This window comes from Shigella sp. FC1967 (genome assembly GCF_001743005.1).
GTDB lineage: Bacteria > Pseudomonadota > Gammaproteobacteria > Enterobacterales > Enterobacteriaceae > Proteus.
On record NZ_MIIZ01000456.1, the window covers coordinates 1 to 214 of the forward strand.

The 214-nt window shown below is 50.0% G+C and carries 1 rRNA gene; it reads left to right on the plus strand.

What is annotated here, in order from left to right:
• A 23S ribosomal RNA gene (locus BHE89_RS03990) occupies positions 1-214 on the plus strand; the annotation flags it as partial.

Here is a 214-nt window from a genome sequence, read left to right on the forward strand (position 1 = left end):
CTGAACATTGAGCCTTGATGTGTAGGATAGGTGGGAGACTATGAAGTGTGGACGCCAGTCTGCATGGAGTCAACCTTGAAATACCACCCTTTAACGTTTTGATGTTCTAACCTAGGGTCCATAATCTGGATCGGGGACCGTGTCTGGTGGGTAGTTTGACTGGGGCGGTCTCCTCCTAAAGAGTAACGGAGGAGCACGAAGGTTGGCTAAGCAT